22 protein-coding genes are annotated in these 21,822 nt (G+C 42.5%); 3 read left to right on the top strand and 19 right to left on the bottom strand.

Going from position 1 to position 21,822, the window contains the following annotated elements; genetic code table 11:
• Positions 1-13: 13 nt before the first annotated feature.
• Positions 14-1,594 carry an amidohydrolase gene (locus NE665_RS18710; protein ID WP_117444692.1) on the top strand — a complete coding sequence of 527 codons (1,581 nt, stop codon included), beginning with the start codon at positions 14-16 and terminating at the stop codon, positions 1,592-1,594.
• Between the two features lie 202 nt (positions 1,595-1,796).
• Here NE665_RS18710 and NE665_RS18705 read toward each other — a convergent pair whose 3' ends face one another.
• Positions 1,797-2,102, bottom strand: a complete 306-nt coding sequence (locus NE665_RS18705) for a hypothetical protein (RefSeq protein WP_117444693.1) — start codon at positions 2,100-2,102, stop codon at positions 1,797-1,799.
• Between the two features lie 336 nt (positions 2,103-2,438).
• Between NE665_RS18705 and NE665_RS18700 the strand changes: the two genes are divergently transcribed.
• Together NE665_RS18700 and NE665_RS18695 are read left to right on the top strand one after the other, a co-directional pair.
• Positions 2,439-2,852 (top strand): Hsp20/alpha crystallin family protein, encoded by a 414-nt coding sequence (locus NE665_RS18700; RefSeq protein ID WP_117444695.1) that lies wholly within the window; start codon positions 2,439-2,441, stop codon positions 2,850-2,852.
• Between the two features lie 81 nt (positions 2,853-2,933).
• Positions 2,934-4,607 (top strand): DUF1653 domain-containing protein, encoded by a 1,674-nt coding sequence (locus NE665_RS18695; RefSeq protein ID WP_117444696.1) that lies wholly within the window; start codon positions 2,934-2,936, stop codon positions 4,605-4,607.
• 156 nt (positions 4,608-4,763) lie between these two features.
• Here the strand turns inward: NE665_RS18695 and NE665_RS18690 are convergent, their stop codons facing one another.
• The 18 genes from NE665_RS18690 to NE665_RS18605 all read right to left on the bottom strand — a co-directional run bounded on the left by NE665_RS18690 (position 4,764) and on the right by NE665_RS18605 (position 20,749).
• Positions 4,764-5,972, bottom strand: coding sequence for a hypothetical protein (locus NE665_RS18690; RefSeq protein ID WP_117444697.1), 1,209 nt, complete (start codon positions 5,970-5,972; stop codon positions 4,764-4,766).
• Positions 5,969-6,820, bottom strand: coding sequence for a DUF4097 family beta strand repeat-containing protein (locus tag NE665_RS18685; RefSeq protein WP_117444698.1), 852 nt, complete (start codon positions 6,818-6,820; stop codon positions 5,969-5,971). Before NE665_RS18685 ends, NE665_RS18690 begins: the two co-directional genes overlap by 4 nt.
• The gene (locus NE665_RS18680; protein WP_117444699.1) at positions 6,807-7,421 is read right to left on the bottom strand and encodes a DUF1700 domain-containing protein; all 615 of its coding nucleotides are present in this window, start codon (positions 7,419-7,421) and stop codon (positions 6,807-6,809) included. The genes NE665_RS18685 and NE665_RS18680 overlap by 14 nt, the downstream gene beginning before the upstream one ends.
• On the bottom strand, positions 7,408-7,734 hold the full coding sequence (locus NE665_RS18675; RefSeq protein ID WP_117444700.1) for a PadR family transcriptional regulator: 327 nt from the start codon (positions 7,732-7,734) through the stop codon (positions 7,408-7,410). The genes NE665_RS18680 and NE665_RS18675 overlap by 14 nt, the downstream gene beginning before the upstream one ends.
• Before the next feature lie 303 nt (positions 7,735-8,037).
• Positions 8,038-8,832, bottom strand: coding sequence for a class I SAM-dependent methyltransferase (locus tag NE665_RS18670; protein ID WP_233104769.1), 795 nt, complete (start codon positions 8,830-8,832; stop codon positions 8,038-8,040).
• Positions 8,833-9,397: 565 nt separating this feature from the next.
• A complete protein-coding gene (locus NE665_RS18665) occupies positions 9,398-9,601 on the bottom strand; it encodes a helix-turn-helix transcriptional regulator (RefSeq protein ID WP_117444702.1) in 204 nt (67 codons plus the stop codon).
• A gap of 122 nt (positions 9,602-9,723) precedes the next feature.
• On the bottom strand, positions 9,724-9,990 hold the full coding sequence (locus NE665_RS18660; protein ID WP_117444703.1) for a type II toxin-antitoxin system prevent-host-death family antitoxin: 267 nt from the start codon (positions 9,988-9,990) through the stop codon (positions 9,724-9,726).
• A 565-nt stretch (positions 9,991-10,555) separates the two neighbouring features.
• On the bottom strand, positions 10,556-12,340 hold the full coding sequence (locus tag NE665_RS18655; RefSeq protein WP_233104770.1) for a recombinase family protein: 1,785 nt from the start codon (positions 12,338-12,340) through the stop codon (positions 10,556-10,558).
• Between the two features lie 372 nt (positions 12,341-12,712).
• Positions 12,713-14,104: a dihydropyrimidinase gene (gene hydA / locus NE665_RS18650; RefSeq protein ID WP_008819047.1), complete on the bottom strand. Its 1,392-nt coding sequence runs from the start codon at positions 14,102-14,104 to the stop codon at positions 12,713-12,715.
• A 1-nt stretch (position 14,105) separates the two neighbouring features.
• A complete protein-coding gene (locus NE665_RS18645) occupies positions 14,106-14,516 on the bottom strand; it encodes a PTS sugar transporter subunit IIA (protein WP_008819048.1) in 411 nt (136 codons plus the stop codon).
• 67 nt (positions 14,517-14,583) lie between these two features.
• Positions 14,584-15,393 carry a BtpA/SgcQ family protein gene (locus NE665_RS18640; protein WP_117444704.1) on the bottom strand — a complete coding sequence of 270 codons (810 nt, stop codon included), beginning with the start codon at positions 15,391-15,393 and terminating at the stop codon, positions 14,584-14,586.
• Positions 15,390-16,352, bottom strand: coding sequence for an initiation factor 2 (locus NE665_RS18635; RefSeq protein WP_008819050.1), 963 nt, complete (start codon positions 16,350-16,352; stop codon positions 15,390-15,392). Before NE665_RS18635 ends, NE665_RS18640 begins: the two co-directional genes overlap by 4 nt.
• Before the next feature lie 24 nt (positions 16,353-16,376).
• A complete protein-coding gene (locus NE665_RS18630) occupies positions 16,377-17,102 on the bottom strand; it encodes an amidohydrolase family protein (RefSeq protein WP_233104771.1) in 726 nt (241 codons plus the stop codon).
• Positions 17,103-17,112: 10 nt separating this feature from the next.
• Positions 17,113-17,943 carry a PTS system mannose/fructose/sorbose family transporter subunit IID gene (locus NE665_RS18625; protein WP_044948216.1) on the bottom strand — a complete coding sequence of 277 codons (831 nt, stop codon included), beginning with the start codon at positions 17,941-17,943 and terminating at the stop codon, positions 17,113-17,115.
• An 18-nt stretch (positions 17,944-17,961) separates the two neighbouring features.
• On the bottom strand, positions 17,962-18,705 hold the full coding sequence (locus NE665_RS18620; protein WP_008819053.1) for a PTS sugar transporter subunit IIC: 744 nt from the start codon (positions 18,703-18,705) through the stop codon (positions 17,962-17,964).
• A gap of 41 nt (positions 18,706-18,746) precedes the next feature.
• Complete coding sequence (locus tag NE665_RS18615; protein ID WP_178760134.1) at positions 18,747-19,238, bottom strand: PTS sugar transporter subunit IIB; 492 nt, start codon at positions 19,236-19,238, stop codon at positions 18,747-18,749.
• Between the two features lie 21 nt (positions 19,239-19,259).
• Positions 19,260-19,988, bottom strand: a complete 729-nt coding sequence (locus NE665_RS18610) for an amidohydrolase family protein (protein ID WP_008819054.1) — start codon at positions 19,986-19,988, stop codon at positions 19,260-19,262.
• Positions 19,985-20,749: a GntR family transcriptional regulator gene (locus tag NE665_RS18605; RefSeq protein WP_117444705.1), complete on the bottom strand. Its 765-nt coding sequence runs from the start codon at positions 20,747-20,749 to the stop codon at positions 19,985-19,987. The genes NE665_RS18610 and NE665_RS18605 overlap by 4 nt, the downstream gene beginning before the upstream one ends.
• Positions 20,750-21,822: the final 1,073 nt, after the last annotated feature.

Here is a 21,822-nt window from a genome sequence, read left to right as displayed (position 1 = left end):
GAGATGAGGAAAGATGCAGAAATTATATACAAATGGTACCATCCTTACGATGAAGGAAAACGAATTATACAGTGAGGCACTGCTGATCAGGGACGGCCGTATTCAGGCAGTCGGTTCAAAAAAGGAGCTGGAGCCTCTATGCGAGGCAGCTTGTGAGCGAATCGATTTGCAGGGAGCCTGCCTGATGCCCTCTTTTATAGATGCGCATTCCCACATGCTGCAGTTTGCGAATACTCTGAAGTTTGTTCCATTAAAGAGCTGTACCTGTGTTGCGGATATTCAGGAGGAAATCAAACGCTATATCAAGGAGAAGCAGGTAGCGGATGGAGAATGGGTGATGGGCTTTGGCTATGATCACAATGCACTGGCCGAGCATCGGCATCCAAACTGCCACGAGCTGGATGCCGCAAGCAGTACGCATCCCATCATTCTTGCGCACTCCTCCTTTCACATGGGAGTTTTAAATACCATGGCTTTGCAGGCTTATGGTCTGGATGACAGCGTGAAGAATCCGGAGGGTGGAAGCTATGGCCGTGATGAGCAGGGACACCTGAACGGGTATATGGAAGAGGTCACCTTCATGCGCGGTCCCGGTGAACGTGTCATGAGTCTGGAGAATATCGATGCATATGCAGTAGAGGCACAGAAAATATATGCCAGCTTAGGTATTACGACAGCACAGGAGGGCTTTGCACATAAGAGTGAGGTGGATATCTATGAGCGCCTTGGCCGCGACGATAAGATGCTGCTGGATATGGTAGCATACGTGGATATCGTGGAGGACAGCGATGTTGTACAGAAAAGAGAGGACCTCAAGGAATACAGGAATCACTTCCGCATCGGCGGCTATAAGCTGTTTCTGGATGGCTCTCCACAGGGCAAGACGGCATGGATGAGCAAGCCATATGAAAACAGTGGCGAGTATTGCGGCTATCCGATTTATACCGATGAGCAGGTTGACGGCTACGTGCAGCAGGCGCTGGATGAACACCGCCAGCTGCTGGTGCACTGCAATGGAGATGCCGCCAGCCAGCAGATGCTGAATGGCTTTCATCACAGCAGACAGAAAACCACAGATACCCGTCCGGTCATGGTACATTCTCAGACCCTGCGTCCGGATCAGCTGCCGCAGCTAAAGGAAACTGGTGTCATGCCGAGCTATTTCGTTGCCCATGTATATCACTGGGGGGATGTACACCTTGTTAATTTTGGAAAGCAGCGGGCAGAAAACATTTCCTGTACCGCCAGTGCCCTGCAAAATCACATTCCCTTCACCTTCCATCAGGATACCCCGGTAATTCTGCCGGATATGCTGGAAAGTGTATGGACAGCGGTCAATCGTATTACAAAGAATGGAATCGTGCTTGGTGAACAGCAGCGCATCAGTGTTCTGGAAGCATTGAAGGCTGTGACCATTAACGCAGCCTACCAGTATTTTGAAGAGGATCGCAAGGGTACACTGGAGGCCGGGAAGCTGGCAGATCTGGTGATTCTGAGTGAAGACCCATTGCAGGCTGACCCAATGAAGCTTCGTGATATTCAGGTTATGAAAACCATCAAAGAGGGACGTACCATTTATACAAGGGAAAATTAGCAGTATCGCATAAAGCGTAGAGTAAACGAAACCGAAAAAAACGATGTAAAAAACAGACAGCACGTCTGTTTTTTATGATAGTTTCGCATAGGGTGCAGGCATGACAGCGTGCAGCTGTTTCATGCAAGGCTCTCGCAGTTTCAATCACTATGTAAAACCGCTTTCCCTGTCATTTTTGCCATAGCACATCCATTATGTTACTTTAGCTGAAGATTCCTCCATTATAGCGATACTGGGCATAGAACATAATACCGATTCCCAAAGACAGACCGCTAAGCAATACCGGCAGGGAGAGCACATTCAGGTACAGGAGCACAGCAAAGCTGACAAAGCACACCCCCAGCACAGCGAACCCGACTCCCATCAGCTGCAGATAGGCGGCGCTATCCTCTTCCTTCAGATTCTGATAATGATAATCATGCAGAAATGTCCTGCGTTTCCGTACGCCCAGCTCCACTGCAATATAAAACATCCCTATGCTTAACGCCAGAAATAGAACAGCTGCCATAACGTTTTCTTCCCTTCTTTTTCATCATTATATACAATGCATCCACATTCCGCAAGCCCCTGTAAAGCATAAAACAGAACAGCGCCGTAATCCCGCTGGTGCATCCAACAGACTGTGATAAAAAAGCACAGGATACGATAGAAAAAAATCATCTTTTTAGCACTCGGCGCTTGACAGTGCTAAATTATGTGATATAATAACAGTGAAGATGAGGTAGGATACCTGCAGGACATGGTTTTCGGAATCGAGGCGATGGATACTGAGTTGCATCCCGCAGATATTTGTACACATCTGAAAAATCTGATTCATACAATATGATAGAAAGAGGTGGACTTTATGATGAGATTTTTACCAGACGTATTTACAGACACATTTGAAGACATGTGGAAGGATCCGTTTTTCACAAAGAGCAACAGCTGCATGAAAACAGATGTTCGTGAGCTAGACGGTAACTATCTGCTGGACATGGAGCTGCCTGGTTATAAGAAGGAAGACATCCATCTGGAGTTAAAGGATGGATACCTCAACATTACAGCCGCAAAAAACAGTTCCAATGAAGAGAAGGATGACAAAGGAAACATTATCCGTCAGGAGCGCTACAGCGGTTCCTGCGCAAGAAGCTTCTATGTAGGAAATGCAATCCGTGAAGAGGATATCCGCGCAAGCTTTGAGAACGGTGAGCTGAAAATCACCTTCCCGAAGGAGGAAAGCCGCAAGGTTGAAGAAAAACGCTTTATTCCAATAGAATAAATGTGTCAAGGATGCGTAAAAAGCATCCTTTTTCTTTTTGCCTTCCCGCTTCCGTGGTATACTATTAGCAGAGGTGAAGTTATGACAAGCTGGATCAAAGAAGCAGTATTTTATCACATTTATCCGCTGGGCTTTGTTGGCGCAGCACAGTATCATGAGGAAAAGATCACACATTCCATACACAAGGTGGCTGACTGGATTCCCCATATGAAAACGCTGGGAATCAATGCCCTGTATCTGGGACCGGTCTTTGAAAGCCATGAGCATGGCTATGATACAAGCGATTACCGCATACTGGATCATCGCCTGGGAACAAACGAAGATTTCAAAAAGGTATGCGATGCGCTGCATGCCGCGGATATCCGTATCGTACTGGATGGGGTGTTCAATCATGTCGGACGAGATTTCTGGGCGTTTCGCGATGTTCAGGAAAAGAAGGAGGCATCAAGGTATTGCAGCTGGTTTTCCAATCTGCACTTTCATGCACGCAGTCCGCTGCATGATGATTTTACCTATGATGCATGGGAAGGGCACTACAATCTGGTAAAGCTCAATCTGGAGAATGAAGAGGTCGTTCGCTATCTGCTGGACAGTGTTGCCATGTGGATGGATGAATTTCATATTGACGGACTGCGTCTGGATGCCGCCGACTGTATCCGCCCGGAATTTTTCCGCAGGCTGAAGGCGTTCTGCAAAGAGAAAAATCCGGACTTCTGGCTGATGGGGGAAATCATACACGGTGATTACAACCGTTGGGCGAATCCCGAAATGCTGGATTCCGTTACCAATTACGAATGCTATAAGGGACTGTATTCCTCCCATAATGAAAAGAATTATTTTGAAATCGGATATTCCTTAAACCGTCAGTTTGGCAATGGCGGAATCTATCATGCACTTGACCTTTATAATTTTGTCGACAATCATGATGTGAACCGTCTGGCAAGTACCGTAAAAAACAAAGAGGACCTGTTTAATATTTATACGATTCTCTTTACCATGCCGGGGATTCCTAGCATATATTATGGCAGTGAATATGCAATCGAGGGCAGTAAACACAACGGCAGCGATGCCGATATTCGTCCCTGCCTGCAGCTGTGTGAGTTTGATTCAGAGGAGCTTTGCGGACACATTGCACAGCTTTCTTGCGTGCACAAGCTGAAAGCCTGTAGTCATGGCAGCTATGAACAGGTGCTGCTTCGGAATGAACAGTTTGTATTCTGTCGAAGCTATGAGCAGGATAGCCTGTATATCGCATGCAATGTAGCGGATACGGATTATGAAGCAGAGCTGCCGATTCCACCGGGCTGCTGGAAGGATTTGCTGCACGCTACGACGTATCGGAGTGAAGACGGCAGTCTGCAGCTTACCATTCCCGCAAAGGGTGCCTGCATTCTGTATAAGGAACGTGAGGATGAACAGGCTGTAAGCGAGGAAGTGCATGCTTCAAATAAGGAAGAGGAAGCATGGCTGGAGGAAGCGGTATACGCTGTACCGATTTTTGTAAAGCCTTTAAAGGAAGCCGAAGGGATTCCGGTGGAGAGTATGGAAGTAAAGCCCGGAAAATACCGTCATTTTAAAGGGAAATGCTACAGCGTGCTGTATGTGGCAACCCATAGTGAAACGTTGGAGCGCTATGTAGTGTACCGACAGCTATATGGCAATGAGGAGGTGTGGATACGCCCTCTTGATATGTTTTGTGAAAGCATTCTGGTTGACGGTGTGCTGACACCGCGGTTCACCTATATTGGAAAATAACAAAGCTTGTTAAAGAAAAAAGACTTATCCTGAGAACAGCTGGCAGCTCTGTGCTGCCACTTCGCATACAGCGACAATTCAGGATAAGTCTTTTATGATTCTTGCATGCTACGGCAGCTGCATTGCTTCTTTACACCGATGCCGGTACAGAAAATCTTACAGTGCCTGTACATAGGCCTGTATAACAGCGTGAATCTGCTTTGATTGCAGCCAAGCCGTGCTTTCCTTCATCAGAGTGGACATAGCATCCAGCTCTAAGGGAAGACTGCGCCGCATCCGGTATGCAAACAGCTTTGGAAACAGATGCAGCTGCTTTGCAATCGAGCCGATGAGAAGAAACCGGCAATTCTGTTCCACAAAGGCCTGCATAGCACTGGCTTGTGTGGGATAATGATAATACAATACCTCATGCAGGTAGGTGTGCAGCCATTGCGCAAGACGCAGGCGCTGCCTTTTTCCATGCAGCATACTTGCCAGCGTATGCTGACACAGGGCACGATCCTCCTCCATATCCTGAATATCATCCGCCACCTGCAAAAGAAAGCCGTAAGCAACACAGAAAAATGCTTCTTTTTCAGTGAGCTCTCCATCCATCAGGTAGCCGTCAGCCAAAACAGAGGCTCCTCCCTTGTATATGGATATCCTTCGTATTTCCGCTTCGCAAAGCCTGCTGTCCTGCTGCACAGACAACACCTGCCCCTCCTGTATGCGCAGCAGTGCCTCATATACAGCGGGAAACTTATGGCGAGGATAAGTATCCTCAATCATGCAAACAAGGGCATCCACCTTGTGATATAAGGCAGAATCCACCGATCTTAGCTCCCCCCTCAGGCGTTTGCTCAGCCAGCTGTTGAACGCTTTTTTCTGCTGTCTGTCAATTACAGGGTCATCCAGAAAATTATCGGTATACGGATACAGCATACTGTAAGCGAAAATTGCTCTGTGATAGCACAGCTTACGCTCCAGCATGCATTCCAGCAGCAATATGATCCAGACATTGCGCATCGCCTGCATGATATCCTTTAGCTGAAGGGTATGATCAAAGCACATGGCATCCTGGACAAACTGCTTCGTGATGGATAGAAATTCCTCCTGAACCGCAGGCTTTAATACTGCGAAATTCAGAACAGATTCACTTCGCAGCAAAGCAAGGACACGCCTGTCCATTTCCTTCTTCCACCCTGCTTCCTCCAGATTTTCTGCGGCATGCCACAGGAACGCTTCCCAATCTTTTTTTAATGCGGCTGCCTTCTCCTGATTTTCTCTTTGCTCCTGTTTTTGCACAGCGGGAAGCCGCAGTCTGGTACAGCGACAGTTAAGCCACAGCCTGTCACAGCCCTTAACTAGCTCCTCAAAGCCCGTCATCTTTCAAACTGCAGATCGATATCTCCCATGCTGCTATACAGCTGAAGATAGTTGTTACTGGACCGGTTGCCTTCTTCAGTATCACATTGCAGCTCCCATTCACGGTTTTGGATCTGTGTATCTCCCATTGTATTTTTCACCCTGTAGCGATAATCCTTCTGTGACCCACGAACATGAATCACGATATCTCCCATGCTGTTCTTCACAACACTGTTTCCATAAAGCTGTCCATCCACCTCAATATCTCCGGCCGACTGCGCGATTGTTAAATCCCTTGAAACGATATTTTCCAGCGTGATATCCCCCAGCTTCTCTTCTACGCTGATATGCTTAGCGGACAGGCTGGCAAGCTGAACATCGCCCAGCTTATTGTTGATGTGAATGCGCTCATACTGTGTATCCTTCAATGTGATTATCACCGTTTCATGGTGATTTCCTTTAAAAACATCCGCATTATCTACAGAAATTGTGATAACTCCCTTTTCCTGTTTGACCTTCACAGTCTCCTTGCGGATATCAAGGAAGGTGATCTTATTTTCCTTTCCTCGCTCTACTCTGACATCCCCAAGACGGATATCCAGCGATAGCGATTTCACTTCCTGCAGCGGCTGATCCCAGCGCTCTTTATAGCTGTACTCTTCATCCTCCCAGGATGTAAAGCTCAGGGTATTGTCCAGCTGAATTCCAAAGCTTCCCTTAAACGGCCACCAGTCCACCGTATCCTTGCCGACATGCAGATATCGCAAGTCGCCCCCCTTTGCAATGCCCACGCCGATACACAGAGAACCCAGTATCATCAAAGCGATAGACACCAGAACCAGTGCGCGTATCCCTCTATGCTTTTTCATGTCGTCTACCTCCCTGTGCCTTATGATAGAGCCGCGTCAGTGCATTGGTAAATGCAGGCAGCACGGTACGAATCAGTGAAAAAAACAGGATGGAGAGCAGTATTCCCAATCCGATACACAGCAAGCCGCCGCCTGCTGCTATCCATGCATTGGATGGTGTATGATAGTTTGTAACTGCACTTGCCATCAGCGGAATCCCAGTAAGCAGGATAGAGGCAAAGGAGATAACTCCGGCTACTCCCAATGCAAAAACGGTAATCACAAGTGCAAACATAACGGCAATGGCCGCAATCAGCAGCGGCAGTGCGATGGGCAATGCACAAATACCAAGAATGATCATACCTGCATTTTTCAATGAGCTGTTCGGATTATTCCCTCTGCGATAGCCGCGATGCTGCTGTTCCTGACGAATGGACTTCTCCGCCTTTAGCTGTGCCGCAAACTGTGCCGGTGTTCCTAAATCATCAATGACCTGCTGGTCATTCCCATCTCCTGCTTCTTCAAAATATTCTTCACAATACGAAACTGCATCCTCCACCTCAGATGGTGAAAAATTCGCAAGCCTTCGCTTCAATTCCGCTATATACTCAGCCTTCTTCATGTTCTTTTCCTCCCTCCAGAATGCCACTGATTTTTGTTGAGAATGCCTTCCATTCCTCAACATACTCTCTGTATTTATTTCTTCCTGTATCTGTCAATCGGTAATATCTTCGATTTCTGCCCATGTGCTGCTGGTCATAAGTTTCCAGATATCCTTCTCTCATAAGTCTGCGCAGAACCGGATACAGTGTGGATTCACTCACACTCATCACAACCTTTACCTCCTGTGTAAGCCGATATCCATAGGTATCCTCCTTGTGCAGAGTCGCCAGCACACAGGCATCCAGCAATGCAGAGCCTAGCTGAAATGTCATATACATCACCTTTCTTCAACAATATTATACGTCATATAATATTGTAATGCAATCAAATATCATAGGAAAGATTAAATAAAGGGGACAGGCTATATCCGCAGCATTCTGTATATACAAAAAAAGCCGGGATGAACAACTCCGACTTTTTCTTACAATCAGCGAATAGCCGCTGCGTTTCTTGCATCTACAGGTCAGAATATTCCCAGATGATCAGAATCGAAACCAGCCGGGAAAAGAACAGCATTGATAACACACTGCCAGCGACACTGTTATTTCTTTCTGACGCTGCAGGGGGCGCAGGCATTATGTTCGCCGCTTCATCTCCAGCATTGCCGCATAATGCTTCACATAGAATGCTGCAGGGGCATTCTGCTTTAATAGCTGCAGATGTTCCTGTTCCCAAGCTTTTATCGCTTGATCAGAAAGAGAGGCACCCACACCCCGACAGGCCTTCATTCTTCCATTCCAGGATTCTTTGGTAAAGGGGATATCAAGTACATATTCCTCATGTGCTACCGTCTCAAATGCTTCATATACACACGCAGGCAATGAAATGGGGTGCATATACTCTCTGGCTCCTGACCAGTTCGGACTGTATTTTAAAACCAGCTGCTCACTTGCCCCTGCTATCGCATCCTCTTGAGGAAGCCAGGCCATATACAAAAAGAGAAGTCTCCCATCTGGTTTCAGAAACTGAAGCAGCTTTGGCAGCAGCTTTTCATAATCAAAATACCAAAAGCACTGACATGCTGTAATGACGTCAAAGCTATGGCTGGAAAAGCTGATATCCTCAGCAGGTACACAGATATAGGATATATTCTGGTTCATTTGCTGTGCCAGTGCCTTCGCCTCTTCAATCTGCTGCCGGGAAATATCCGTTCCTGTCCAGTTGGCGCCATAGGCATACATGTTCCTTGGCAAAACACCGGTTCCTGTTCCCAAATCAAGCACCCGCTGATTTGCGACACACAATCCCCGTTCTGCAATTTTTTCATAAAACACAGCGGGATAAATATCCCGATACTTTGCATAATCCTTTGATGTCCGCCCCCAATCAAATGCGTTACCCGCATCAATTTCCTTATTTGTAATTTTCACAACGTCATCTCCCTTACGCATCTAAATGCTTATTTCTGTTATTATACACCATTTCTTCATGGATGAATTGCCATCGAACAGTCTTGTGCAGCTTTTACGGTGTGCTTGTTACCATAAGCAGGGATATGATAGTCCAATATAAGAGAAGACATACTACCTTCCATATTCTTACAATGTTTGCTTTTACAATTCATTTCCTAATACAAGCTTATCCCCCATATACTTCTGTCAGATTACCACCAAATCTCACTATTCCCAAGTCAAACTTTTATTCCATCTGCCAGCTTCATAGCCTTTTTTCTCTGCGTAGTCTTACTCCTTTAAAGCAATACAGCTTTCTAGTGCAATCATGGGTTCTTGATGATCAGGTATTAAGCATATATGTAAAGCACGCATTGTAGTTCTCCCTGTCAGCACATATTGCATATCAGCATTGCTCATATACATAAACAGCAGTGTGACAGCCTGACTGTTTCGAGAGTGTATGGATTCAACGGTAAGGAAGAGCAAATTACACGATTACATTAGCAATTTGATAAAATAAAAATGCCCTTGGCTAGCGAGGTCATTTTTCTGGTCTAAAGGTTACTACATCCTGTATATCACAATCCAGTATCATACATAGATCATGTAACGTATTTAATGTCACATTGCTTCCTTTACGAAATGCATCTAATGTTCCAGTGCTTATATGATACTTATTTATTAAGGTATATTGAGATATTTGCTTTTCTTTTAGTGTATTCCACAGTGGCTCATAGCTTATCATGTAATCACCTCATTCCACTACTATAGATTTAGATTATAATTGCAGTATCCATATCAAATTGTAAAGCATAATAATCCTCAATTTGCTTTAAATCCTCTAATGCGGCAGGCAGAATCTCTATTTTATATTTCATTCATACGATTCCTTAAAATCGCCCTTGCTTCAGCTATACTCTTACTATTTTTACCAGTTAACCTCTCTTGTTCTGCCTGTCGTACACGATCTCGAAGTGCAAGCATTTGTTCTCTCTTTTCAAAGGCTTCAATGCTCATTACCACAAGATCACCTTCACCATTTTTCGTGATATAAACTGGTTCTTTTGTTTCTTTTGCAGGGTTTGAAATCGCAGAGTAATCATTTCTCAATGATGCGGATGCTTTTATATACATAAAATCACGCTCCTTCATATGTCATGATTATACATAAATTATATCGATATTATACAGTGATTACAATGCTTATTTTTTTAATAATTATAGTAAAGATGCATTTAGCTTACCTATGAAGTTGAGGGCATTGTGGTGCCATTCAATCATGACCTTGTAATCAAATACAAGGAACACCTTAATAAACTAATGTTTCGCCAACAACAGGTAGAGTGAGCCTTAGTAACATCATAAGGCTTGTTTTGTATGTTTAAGAAAGTAAAGTACGGAAATCATGTATTTCCCCAACCTGTACGCAAACACATGAAAAAAGCACACTCCGCAAAGATGAATATAAAATATCCAAACAGAGTGTGTATTTTACATACAATAAATAAAAACTCACACAAATATATGTGTGAGATATGTGTTAAATGGTGCCACATGTGTTACATATACGAACCATATATAGTATTTTTATATTTCTGACTCTTTTGTATCTACCTATATTCTTTTCTAACCCTTGGCTTATCGTCATGAATACTATACCATGATTCATGTCAATTTACCATACTTTTTTTCAAAATAGTCACTTTTTCTCATTATCATTCTCATGATATTCGATTTTAATGATTTCTTTTTTACTTAAATCAACATACATCGTTAATATAGTCTGTTCGATAAATCCTCGTTTTTCACTGTCTGACAGCTCATTCCAATTATAACCATTTACGATCTTTATTTTTCCGAACCTTGCTTTCTCTTTATTTAATTTTAAATTGATGGATTTTACGATAGTATCGTATGCTTCATCCGAGAGGAAATCTTCTGCATATTGTCTGGAGACCGTTTTAAGCTTACGCTGCAGTCTATTGATATCTCTTAGAATATCTTCTGCTTCTCTTGTATAATCTGCTTTATCTATATGCGTGATCATATCATGTATTGCCTGATGACAAATCACATCCTGGTTGATCCTCTGATTGCACTTTTTACAATAATAGTAATAATATTTTTTATTCCTCTTATATGTTGGAATACCGCCTAAGATATTTCCGCAGTTCTTACACGTTATTTTATTTCTATAATAAAATTTATTTTGTTCTTTACCGTATGCAACGCTTCTTTTTCCGACTACTTTTTTAGCTTCCATTGCATCCTCTTTACTAACGATTGCTTGCATCACATCGGGGAAGACATAGTCTTTATAGGTAAATTCACCATAATATCCATTTTCAAAAATAATTCTTTTTATTCGATCCGTGCGTAATTTGTAATCGTATATTTCCTTGATTTTTATTCGTATATCAGACAGTGGATAGCCGGCTTTGGCATACATGAATATGCTTTTTATGATAGGGGCCGTCTCTTCATTGATGGTTAGATATTTTTCTTTATCTTTAGAATAACCAAGAAGGACCCCACTTTTCGGATATTTTCCTTCCATTGCCATCTGCAACAGACCGTCATTTGTTCTCTCGACAATCGTTTCTCTTTCCCATTGGGCAAAGATAGCAAGGATGCCGACGACTAGTTTTCCATTCGCTGTAGTGATATCCAGATTATCCATGACTGCTACAAGGTTCACATCATTATTTGCAAACATATTCAGGAGTTCATATGTATCGATCACATTCCTGGTCAAACGATCTAGTTTGTAAATGATAATCTCATCCAGCTTTCGATCCCTGACATCCTGCAGCATTTGTTTGATGCTAGGACGCTCAAGTGTCGAAGCAGAATGTCCTTCATCTATATACAACACCGCCTCAGTATAATCATCATTAAATAAATGCATATAGTCCTGGCATTTATTTTTTTGATTATCTATGGAGTAGCCGAGCGTCTGTTCTCTGGTGGATACACGACAATATATGCCGATTCGCTTTTTCTTTTTTATCTCTTTATTTTCTATCCCTAATTTATCATAAATGTCGGCTCTCCAGAAATTGCCGGTCCTCTGTCTGACAACACTTGTGAAAGTCATATGTTCCATCTTTCGTAGATAAGCACCTTGAGCCTTGACCGTAATGCGATCTAGGATAGAAATGACTCTTATTTTCATACGGAACGATATGTCGAGAATGTCCTGCACAGCCGCAGGATCCGACGATAATTCATCCGCACGTAATACGATTAGATCATCTGGGCGGAAGCTGTGGATCATCGCGATAAGAATAGTAGGGTAGTTATTTCCCTTCTGTATGAAACATATATTATGTGGCTGATAATTATTTATTTGTAGATAAGATTGCAGCTTTGTTTTTTTTATCGTATTCTCCATGACAACGATGGCTTTTCTATTTTGGTTATCTGTAGCCATCATGTAATTTCTTTTTAATTCTGTCTTTCTAATAATCCCTGCATTTAGCATTTTGTTTATGTTCCTCCTTTTTTTGGATAAAAGAGACAGAAAAAGAGATACCCTCATTGTATCAATGATAGGTATCTCTTTCTGACGATAAGCGCTTAGATTAGATTAGAATATAAGCAACTATATTATATTCATATAAAGATACATTTTCAATATTTACTTTTAATAATTTTGTGTGAAATTATGTGAATGCTCAAAAATAAAAGCCCGATCTTACCCGAACTCTGCCAAAAATGATGTCCGCTCGCTGTTCTATCATTATAATTCTTTAATTTCAAGTGTTGTATCATCTGCACCTTTTGTACGCTATTACATATAATATTCAGAGTAATCGTTATAACTCTCACCTCCAATTTATAAAAAGAATAACAGTCACTGACCGTTATCCTTTTCTCTATATCCATAACACAGGGATGACTGTAATTTTATGATTCTGCCTGTTCCCTTTCCTATATACTCATTATGGTTCACAATCTGTATACCTCTCAGATAGACTGCACGTATCTTGCCAAAGACTTCATGTCCGGCAAAAGTTGCATAATCGATGCCTTCATGTGCATCACTGTCTTGCAGAGTTTGATGGCCTTCAGGGTCATAAATAACGATATCTGCATCGTAACCGGGCTGAAGTCTTCCTTTCTTTGTAATTCCGCATACATCAGCTGGTCCAGAAGAGAACATCTGTACAAACTCTTGTTTGCTGATGCGCTGTTTACAGACCCCTTCACTCCACAACATCTGTAGACGATGTTGCACACCTGGCGCACCATTAGGTACTTTAGAGAAATCATGATACGCTTCGATCTTCTTTTTATATCCGCCGCTAACTGCACAATGATCAGAACTTACAGCCTCAATCATATGTTCATGAATTCCATGCCACAATGCATCTTGATCTTGTTCTTTACGCAGTGGAGGTGAGCATATATAACGTGCACCCAGAAGTCCCTCTTTTGCAAGATCATCTTCATTCAATATCAAATAATGGGTACATGTTTCACAAAATACAGGCTGCCCCTCGCGTTTTGCATTCATGATTTTTAAAAGAGCCTCTTTTGTGGAAATATGCACAAAAAAGATTGGAATATCACACCATTTTGCATAAGCAATCATTCGCTCTACCATTTCTGCCTCACTCTGTACATCTCGAGCATCAGCATGATATTTTGGCGCAATACAACCTTCTTTAAGTAGATCTTCTGTTCTGCAGGCAATCATATCCGCATTCTCCGCATGTACCATCAGCAACAGTCCACTGTTTCGAATCTTCTGCATAACACGCAGTATAGATGCATCATCTGCATAGTATGGTGTCCCTTTATAGGCCGTAAATACCTTTAACGCAGAAACGCCATATCCAGGCAGTTCCTGAATTTCTTCGATGACTTCCTCGCGTATATCCATCAACATGCTGTGAAAAGCAACATCAATATAAGGATAACGCGCTGCCTTTTCCTGCTGTGACATCAGCGCCTCTTTCAGCGACTGTCCTTTTTCCTGATCGACGAAATCAACAACTGTTGTCGTACCACCAAGGGCAGCTGCTTCTGATGTCTCAAAAGAACAGCTGTTAAAGGAACCAAAATGTGTATGTTCATCGATGCCTCCAGCAAACACATAACAGCCGGATACATCAACAACATAATCTGCCATATCCACAAGATTCTCTCCAAGAGCTAAGATTTTTTCGTCTTCAAATACAATATCGCCAGTAAATTCACCATTTTCCAGCAGTATGATACCCTGATGAATACATGTTTTCATATCACATGCCCATCTGTGAAAGATCAAATCGCTTCATGGCAGTTCTAGCACTGTTCATGGTCGTTTCCAGTAATGTATCCATATCATCCACAATATCTCTTGTCAGAGAGAGTTCCAGCAGAAATGGAAAACTGATACCAGAGACGATTTCTACATCTTGATGTTGCATACTATATAACAGTGCGGTCTTATAAGGCGTACCACCATCTAAATCACACGCAATCAGCACATTATCACATTCACTCATCTTGTCAGCTGTCTCTTTGAGTTCTTCCAGCAGTCCATCCATATCTTTATCTTCTGTAAAATCGATCCATGCCACATGTTCTTGTTCACCGCCAATCAGTTCCAGCGTACTGTACAACCCACTAGCAAAGTGACCATGTCCCATGATAATAATTTCCATATTCATATTGTTACCTGACACATGCAATATGTCTTATCCTTTCTTATGGAAGATAAAAAGGGAATACATCTTTTTATCTGTTATTACGCAGTCTGCGTGCTTCTTTTACGCCGTCCATGAAGATGCGTGCTTTTTCAGGATCAATCGGATTTTTCATATTTCCATTCTTGACCCATGTCCCTACGCTCACACCATCATAACAGGTCAGTATTTCTCTGATGTTATCACCATTGGATCCAGCACTGAGAAACAGCGGTACATCATCACCAAGACGTTTGCGCACATCATGATAGATCTGCATGCTCTCCTCTGTCGTGCGCCCACCGATGAACAGTCCATCCGCAAAGGCATTCTGTACACTGTCCCATGCAGCATCGACAATCTTCTTTCCACCAATCTGTTCATAATGTATTTCCTGTACATCTGCATATACAGGAATACGAGATCCAAGACGTTTGCGCATCATGCATACATCCACACACTGTGCATGCATCAATCCTGCATATCCTACTTCCATACCAGTATAAGTATGTTCTATCCGTATGAAATCTGCCTGTACCGCATCTGCAACAGCAAGTGATGCTACACCATCCCAATCAATCAGAATTCCCTGAATCATGTTGGGAAAGCGGCGTTTTAGTTCATAAGAAAGCACACTCATATAGGCAATCGTTTCGGGGGATGCTATCTGCTTTACAGGTGCATCATTACGATTCTGTATGATATAGCCGTCAAAACCGGTGTTCTGTATCATTTCCACTTCCTTGATACTAATATCCATAACTTCCTGAAAAGACATACCAGTATTGCGATAACTTCCAGGGCATGGTTCCGGCTGAATCATACAAAGGGCTAATGGAAAATCTGTTTTTTTTATACTCATTGACGTTCCTCCAGTTCTTTTGCATACGCCCTGGCTTCCACATACAGTCCAGAAGGAGGCAATATGCCTTTTTCAGTTATATAGCCACGAATCATTTCAGCTTCAATTTCCAAAAGTTTGAATCCGCTGAAATCTACATTTGAGCGGACATCCTCATCCCAATGAGATGCAAGTCGTTCACCATAGTCAAATGGCATGGCAGAGCAGCGTACATAACCTTCCAGCGGACGCATATCAAGCTTGATCAGCGGAGTCAACACATAGAGTGGTTTATGTATGGTGACGCAAAGCATCGCAACGATATCAGAACCGATCGTGTTGAATACCGTACCATCCGGATAGATCGTTTCTGCTCCTATGAAGACAGCCTGACATTTTTTCATGGCAGACAGCATTGTTGTATCTGGAATGAAGTGGACATGGTGACCACTTGCAAGTGCATTTTTCACAAACGGACGTCCGCCATCAAGTGCCCTGCTTTCACAGATATAAATGTGACGCCCAGAAGGCAGTGCGGATACAAAAGCATCTACAGTACTTGAATAATCGAATATCATAATAGATTCCATATTTTCACAAAGATGTACACCATAAGATACTAATGTTTCTGTATCCTTTTTTGCCTGTTTATCATACGCTGTAATCTGTTCTTTGACAATCTGTCGTATTTCTTCTACATCATGACCATGAAGATGTTCATATCCTCGTGTAAATATCATAATGGCATTGTAAATGGCACGACTGTTCTGCCCTCTGGTATCCTTAAAGAACTGTGCACACTTCCCTAAAAGAGTCAGCATTTCCTCACTGTCCAGATCCTGATCCGCAATATCCAGAAGGATCTTCTGAATCAGGCGGGTATGGGCATTAGCGCCGAGCACACGACTGTATACGATATCATCAAATTTTGATACCGCAGCAGAAGGCAGCAGTTCCCTCATTTCTTCTTTGCTATACATATATATCCTCCTTGCTTACACGTCCTATAAGTGAAGAAGACGCTGTGCGTTTTTGTTATATAACGCTTCTGAAAGCGATGATTCCATTTTCAGAAGATCAAATGTGTGAATGGAACAATCGCTGAATTTATGTGGATAATGGGTGCCGAACAAAAACTTGTCCTGTGGTATGTTGGCAAATGCTTTGCGCAGAATAGGAAATTCATACATGCAGGATGTCTCAACAAACAGATTTTTGCGATTCTTTACCAGTTCCACACATCCATATCCAAAGTCCGTGGTCCCCATATGCAGAAGAACCATAACAAGATCTGGATGACGATCCGCATAGAATGCCCACTGTGCCGGCATGGTGCGACAACCCCATCCCGTAAACACGTTGACAATGATACCTTTTTCTTCACAGACTGTCATAATTTCTTCCATATGAGGTGCAATTTCCGGAAAGTAACAGTGTTCATTAGAGTCTAGCTCTATCGCGGAAAACACACCCATATCAATCACCCGATGCAGTTCTTTCATCACATCACGTTCCTTCGGATTCAAAACTGCACAGCCGATCAGTTTATCAGGATGCTGTTTTATTGCTTCAGCAACCACATTATTCTGATGAACGATATCATACCCTTCAAGGGCAGATATCATTCTCATATCAATTTTATTTTCATCCATATCATGGAGACAGCTTTCGACATCATAAGTATCGCTGTCACGGTTCCATTTCAGATGTGCGTGATAATCGATTATCATATCGAATACCTTATGAAGCCAGGATACCGCATGCATAACCGATGACACCAACTGCCATGGTCAACAGCATCAGCAGAATTGGATTGGCTTTCTTTTTCTTCATCAGCCATAGCATCAGCAATGTATATAATACAGGCAGAAGACCTGGAACCATTCTATCCAGTGTCGTCTGAATACTTACCTCTGTCTCACCAGCCATATAAGACCATGGAATTGACATAGAAACAAAGTTACTTACGAAGCCACCAATGACAACATAAGCAGCAATACCTGCATAACGTGTCATCTTGGAAATCATACCACTGCTCTGCATGGCACCTACAAATGCGACTCCTTTTTCATAGCCTTTGAAAATACCGATGTAACGTATTACCTGACCTACGATTGCCATAACAGCAACAAAGATAACAGGCCCTAGAACACTTGTATAATTGCTGGCGATAACCATGGAGATAGCCAAACCTGCCATGATCGGACGCAGTGTTCCATGATACAGGGAATCACCAATGCCAGCGAGAGGTCCCATAAGTGCTGATTTAATGGCACCGATACTGACAGGATCAAAGTCATGTTCATTGGCATTGCGTTCTTCCATTGCGGCTGTTAAACCAATGACGAAGTGAGAAAGACGCGCTTCTGTAAGGAACAGTTCTGTATGTCTACGATACGCGTCTTTTTTCTCTTCTGGATCGCTGTATACTTTTTCCAGCACCGGAATCATGGAGAAGACGAATCCAGGGGCTTCCTGTTTTTCATAGTTGAAGCCGGTAACAAATCCTTCAGAATAGAAGAACAGTTTCCATAAATCTTTTTTTGTAAGTTTTGTATTAATTTCAGCCATGTCCATATACCCCTTTCCTTATGCTTCCTGCTTATTGTCATTGTAGTACGCCATAGCGACACAGACAACTGCAACCAGTGTGATTCCGATGTTTCCAATTTTCAAAAAACTTGAGAAAAAGAATCCTATGATGAAATAATACCAAATTCCTTTTACATTGATGGATTGTAACAATAATGCCAGTCCAACAGCACCGATCATACCACCACCAACAGCAAGACCATCAATAATCACCTTTGGTACAGCATCAATGATTGCCTGTACAGCATCAGCCCCAAAGTAGATTGCCATGAAAGTCGGAATGACAAACAAAATTAGATTGAAGATATTCGGCCACACCTGTGTATTCATGATGATACCAATTTTACTTCCACGCTCAACAGCAGCTTCCATGCGATGCTGTGTCCATACACACAATGCCATGTTACGGAAATACATACCCATCTGACCAAGTATCGCTAATGGTAATGCCGTCGCAAGTGCAAGCTGCTGATTACCGGATATACATGCGAATGCGGCAGCAATACCAGTTGAGAAGGTCTCTTCTGGAGGCAGCGCCGTACCAACAAATACCTGCCCCAGAAACATCAGCTCAATTGTACAGCCGACCTGCAGCCCGATATTGATATCTCCCATGATTGCCCCGACAATCGGTCCTACCACGATAGGACGGTATGTGAAAAACTGTGTGACATATTTATCAAAGAATGTTATCCACATGAAGATACTGACCATAATTGCTTTCAATAATAGATTTTCCATTTTTTTATCCCTTTCTTCACTGTTATGTTCTGTGTATGTTGTTAATACTTTTTCAGCAGTTCCATTGCATCAATGCTCTTGTCATTTGGTACGGCACGAATATCCAGATGGATACCTTTGGCTGCCAGTGCTTTCAGACATTCCACATCCTGTGCTTCCACAAAGATGAAACTCAACAGCTTCTTTCTTCCTGTTTCTGAACGTGCATTGCTGATATTTCCCACATTGATGGTATCAATATGAAATCCCAAATTGCATAGTGCCAACGCTGTTGCAGGGTTACGCAGCATCAGCAGAACTTTTTTATCATCCAGTTCACTCGATGCCAGCAGCTGTGCTGCTTCATTTATCGTTTTGATTAGCAGATTGATATTGGCAGGTGCCACAAGTTTCAGAAGCATCTGCTGTGTTGCATCACCTGCTGCCATATCATCGGCAATCAGAATCGTGTCTGCCTGTGCATCCGCAATCCATCGTGTTACGATCTGTCCATGAATCGGACGATCATCAATTCTCATAGTTGTAACTGACATAACATACTTCCTCCTGTTTCGTTATCGCTCCCATAGAAACTGCGCATTACGCCAGAAGACATCTTCAAGCTCATCCTCATCAAGTCCCAGATGATACAGCTTCTGTATTTCGATATTTGTTGGTTTATATGGCCAGTCCGTACCGAACAGTATCCGCTTTGAACCTAATACATCTACGGCTTCCTGCAGGATATCTGCTTCCATATTGGCGCTTGTTTCCACCCAGAAATTATCCAGGTTCTTGATTGCTTCAATACATGCGTGTCCAAATTCACGGCCACAAATATGAGTGAACACAAATTTCATATGCGGGCGTTTCTTCGCATGTTCAATCCATACAAACGGCGTACACAGCGGGCTTGCCCCTCCATGTATTTGTACATGAACACCATATTCACCAATGGCATCCAGCACACCACCAAGGCTTGGGCAGTTTTCGGCTGCATAACCATGTTTCCATGGCATGAATTTGACACCATTCATATGGCATTCACCTAATGTCCGATGTACTTCATCTATTGCATCAGGTGCTTTGGGATCAATATCTGCATATCCTTCAATCACTTCGGGAAATTCACACATGGCCTCATAGACCAAATCATTCTGTGCGCGCATTCCATTGCCAGATAAGGAACAGATACCGACCTTGCTGATTCCGAATGCCTTCAAATCCTCTACGAGCTGTGCAGCACTGTTGGCATCCCCTGATCTTGTCTTTCCCAAATGGGAGTGAAAATCATATCGTTTCACGAACGATTACCTCCATCTTTCACATTGACGATATGTACGTAATATTTGTAAGTTTCCGCTATATACGAGTTTTGTGAGAACTCAACCGGATGTCCTTCACTGTCGTAGGTGACGCGCTCTTTGTATACCAGCGGCTGTGTTTCTTCCAAAAACAAATCCCTGCGCAGTTCAAAACTGGCCATCTTCACTTCCAATGTCTCATCAGCACTTCCCAGAGATATGCCATTCTCTTCCAAATATTCATACAAAGACGTCGTTGTATCAAAATCATCCTCGCATATCTCAATACCAATTCTTGAACTGATATGGGATTCATGCAGAGCGATAATCTTACCATTCAACAGACGCAGACGTTTAAGATAGGTGATACTCTCACCTGGCTCAATCTGCAGCCTGTCCGCTACTTTAACACTTGCTTCCATTTTACGACACGCAAGAATAATAGAACCCGGTTTGTCACCTTTCACCTTTGCATCTCCACTGAAACTCGTGAAAGAAGACAAGGGTTTCTCCTTCTTGATACGTTCTACAAAGGTACCTTTACCGCGTATTTTACGCAGATACCCATCATGTTCCAGGTCTGATATGGCTCTTCTTACCGTAATCCGGCTGACATCGAAGAGTTCCTGCATATCTTTTTCGGATGGAATCGCCTCCCTTTCTTTGAATGTTCCATCGTCAATACACTCTTTGATGAAGCGATAGAGCTGCTGATGGATCGGCGCTTTTGAATCTCTGTCCAGACTGAACTTTTTTCCCATGGTTAACACCCCACTTGTTATAACCTGAGTATACCACGTTATAACCATAGCTGTCGACAGATGATATAAAATATTTTAAAATTTATTTATATACAGTCTGAAATGAGCATATGAACCCCAAAAATACAAAATAAATAGAAAATTCCGTCAATACGTTATAACGTGTTCGCAAATGAGGTAAATATTGGTACTAAGAAAAGTGATACATGTTATGATTTCATATATCACTTCTATAACCTCTATAATGTTTTCCTGCTTCAAAGGCTTTCTTCATAGCTACGCATGTATCGATATTCCCCATCTCATATGTCCCCCAGGCCATAAATAACACCTGCAGCGCATACCATCATGACAGTCAAATAATCCACGGAAACTTTCCAGCACATGCTGCATCTGTGTACAAACCTCATCTGGTGCCGTCATGATGATATAATCTTCATTGCCTAATGACATATAGCGAGGACAGGTGCAATCAATCAGTGTTTTCAGTGTGCACTCATATTATAAAAGTACACCAATGTTCCAAAGACGATGATATCCGCCTTCTCCATATCATCCTTCTGCACACAATATCCACCAGGATGAGCGACTATAAAGAAAAAGTGTATCTATGAAATGCAAGAAATGCGGGTGCGAAGAAGAAGTTCCACAATGGGTTCTGGCTGAATTAAATGATTTTAGTGATGATAAAACATATTAAATGATATGCCTGAATGTTATGATACAATGTTTGAAAAAGATAAAATGAGCTGATTTCCCATCAGCTGTTTTGTCATATTCAGTTCAAGACTTTTTGCACTTTGTTTGATAATGAAAAGAGCCGCGTCCTTGATCTGATCCCTGTCAAGTAGACACATAAAATAAAATTTTTATCCCAATTAATGGGAATATAGCAAAAGATGTGTTCATAGTATTTTTCCTCCTGTAAGTATGTTTCGTATCTACAGGGAGTATCCCAAAGATTGTGTAAACCTCTAAACTGATGTAAGATAAAATTACTCGGTTTGGAGGTTTTTAAAATGGTAAGAAAAAAGGATACGCCACGAAAAGCAATAATGCGAGAGTTCATGCAG

Origin of the sequence: Clostridium sp. DFI.1.208 (genome assembly GCF_024463855.1) — a bacterium.
Taxonomy (GTDB): Bacteria; Bacillota_I; Bacilli_A; order Erysipelotrichales; family Erysipelotrichaceae; genus Clostridium_AQ.
This window is presented reverse-complemented; position numbering and strand designations above follow the sequence as displayed.

Excerpts from the sequence above, each read along its gene's own strand:
- NE665_RS18640 (WP_117444704.1), bottom strand. The coding sequence starts at position 15,393 with ATGAGTATAAAAAAAACAGATTTTCCATTAGCCCTTTGTATGATTCAG.
- NE665_RS18630 (WP_233104771.1), bottom strand. The coding sequence starts at position 17,102 with ATGATAATCGATTATCACGCACATCTGAAATGGAACCGTGACAGCGAT.
- NE665_RS18615 (WP_178760134.1), bottom strand. The coding sequence starts at position 19,238 with ATGTCAGTTACAACTATGAGAATTGATGATCGTCCGATTCATGGACAG.
- NE665_RS18700 (WP_117444695.1), top strand. The coding sequence starts at position 2,439 with ATGATGAGATTTTTACCAGACGTATTTACAGACACATTTGAAGACATG.
- NE665_RS18635 (WP_008819050.1), bottom strand. The coding sequence starts at position 16,352 with ATGTATAGCAAAGAAGAAATGAGGGAACTGCTGCCTTCTGCTGCGGTA.
- NE665_RS18655 (WP_233104770.1), bottom strand. The coding sequence starts at position 12,340 with ATGCTAAATGCAGGGATTATTAGAAAGACAGAATTAAAAAGAAATTAC.
- NE665_RS18675 (WP_117444700.1), bottom strand. The coding sequence starts at position 7,734 with ATGACATTTCAGCTAGGCTCTGCATTGCTGGATGCCTGTGTGCTGGCG.
- NE665_RS18645 (WP_008819048.1), bottom strand. The coding sequence starts at position 14,516 with ATGAATATGGAAATTATTATCATGGGACATGGTCACTTTGCTAGTGGG.
- NE665_RS18605 (WP_117444705.1), bottom strand. The coding sequence starts at position 20,749 with ATGGGAAAAAAGTTCAGTCTGGACAGAGATTCAAAAGCGCCGATCCAT.
- NE665_RS18710 (WP_117444692.1), top strand. The coding sequence starts at position 14 with ATGCAGAAATTATATACAAATGGTACCATCCTTACGATGAAGGAAAAC.
- NE665_RS18620 (WP_008819053.1), bottom strand. The coding sequence starts at position 18,705 with ATGGAAAATCTATTATTGAAAGCAATTATGGTCAGTATCTTCATGTGG.
- NE665_RS18685 (WP_117444698.1), bottom strand. The coding sequence starts at position 6,820 with ATGAAAAAGCATAGAGGGATACGCGCACTGGTTCTGGTGTCTATCGCT.
- hydA (WP_008819047.1), bottom strand. The coding sequence starts at position 14,104 with ATGAAAACATGTATTCATCAGGGTATCATACTGCTGGAAAATGGTGAA.
- NE665_RS18705 (WP_117444693.1), bottom strand. The coding sequence starts at position 2,102 with ATGGCAGCTGTTCTATTTCTGGCGTTAAGCATAGGGATGTTTTATATT.
- NE665_RS18625 (WP_044948216.1), bottom strand. The coding sequence starts at position 17,943 with ATGGCTGAAATTAATACAAAACTTACAAAAAAAGATTTATGGAAACTG.
- NE665_RS18695 (WP_117444696.1), top strand. The coding sequence starts at position 2,934 with ATGACAAGCTGGATCAAAGAAGCAGTATTTTATCACATTTATCCGCTG.
- NE665_RS18660 (WP_117444703.1), bottom strand. The coding sequence starts at position 9,990 with ATGTATATAAAAGCATCCGCATCATTGAGAAATGATTACTCTGCGATT.
- NE665_RS18690 (WP_117444697.1), bottom strand. The coding sequence starts at position 5,972 with ATGACGGGCTTTGAGGAGCTAGTTAAGGGCTGTGACAGGCTGTGGCTT.
- NE665_RS18665 (WP_117444702.1), bottom strand. The coding sequence starts at position 9,601 with ATGATAAGCTATGAGCCACTGTGGAATACACTAAAAGAAAAGCAAATA.
- NE665_RS18680 (WP_117444699.1), bottom strand. The coding sequence starts at position 7,421 with ATGAAGAAGGCTGAGTATATAGCGGAATTGAAGCGAAGGCTTGCGAAT.